This window comes from Vibrio genomosp. F10 str. 9ZD137, from assembly GCF_049974785.1.
GTDB lineage: Bacteria > Pseudomonadota > Gammaproteobacteria > Enterobacterales > Vibrionaceae > Vibrio.
Map to the genome: position 1 here is coordinate 1 of NZ_JBNGCJ010000836.1, position 1,025 is coordinate 1,025.

A 1,025-nucleotide genomic window follows, 5' to 3' on the forward strand; every position below is an offset into this window, starting at 1 on the left:
ATCACACGCTGACGCATGCCGCCAGAGAACTCGTGAGGGTACATAGTAATACGTTTGCGCGCTTCAGGGATTTTTACTGCCTCAAGCATACGTACAGACTCTTCAAACGCCTCTGCTTTTCCCATGCCTTTGTGAAGCATGAGCACTTCCATCAGCTGGTCGCTGACTTTCATGTAAGGGTTAAGCGACGTCATCGGGTCTTGGAATATCATCGCAATCTGCTCTGCACGAACTTTGTTCAATGCTTTTTCAGGCAGATTAAGAATTTCATTGCCTTCGAACTTCGCACTACCAGAGATAATGCCGTTCTTGGCCAGTAGGCCCATAATTGCGAATACAGTTTGAGATTTACCTGAACCAGACTCCCCTACAATACCGAGGGTTTCGCCTTGTTCTAGTGAAAAATTCAAGTCGTTCACTGCGGTGACAATACCATCTTGGGTAGTGAATTCTACGCGCAGATCTTTGACATCTAATAAGCTCATCATTGCTTCCTTAATCTTATTGTTATCTGTCTTTTGGATCTAACGCATCGCGTAGACCATCACCAACGTAGTTGAAGCAGAACAGCGTCACTACCATGAATACCGCAGGGAATATCAGTTGCCAAATCGCCACTTCCATTGTCTGCGAACCTTCTTGAAGTAAAGCACCCCAACTTGTCATTGGTTCTTGAACACCAAGACCAAGGAATGAAAGGAATGATTCCGTCAAAATCATGCTTGGGATTAGCAGCGTTGAGTAAACCGCAACAATACCCAATACGTTTGGAACGATATGACGAGTAATGATCTTCCAGTTACTTACGCCGCAGACATGTGCCGCTTCAATGAACTCTTTACTACGAAGGCTCAGTGTTTGGCCTCGGACAATACGTGCCATATCGAGCCAAGCAATTGCACCAATGGCGACAAATATCAGCACGATATTACGACCAAAAAAGGTCACTAGAACAATCACAAGGAACATAAATGGAACAGCGTAAAGAATTTCTAAGATACGCATCATAATTCAGATCGGAAGAG

Annotated in this window: 1 protein-coding gene and 1 pseudogene; both read right to left on the reverse strand. The window is 44.5% G+C overall.

Annotated features, from left to right (window positions below):
- On the reverse strand, positions 1–485 hold a 485-nt coding region (locus ACP45E_RS18965), incomplete at its 3' end, for an ATP-binding cassette domain-containing protein (RefSeq protein WP_141707426.1).
- A 22-nt stretch (positions 486–507) separates the two neighbouring features.
- Positions 508–1,011: pseudogene (locus ACP45E_RS18970) on the reverse strand (ABC transporter permease subunit); the annotation flags it as partial.
- Positions 1,012–1,025: the final 14 nt, after the last annotated feature.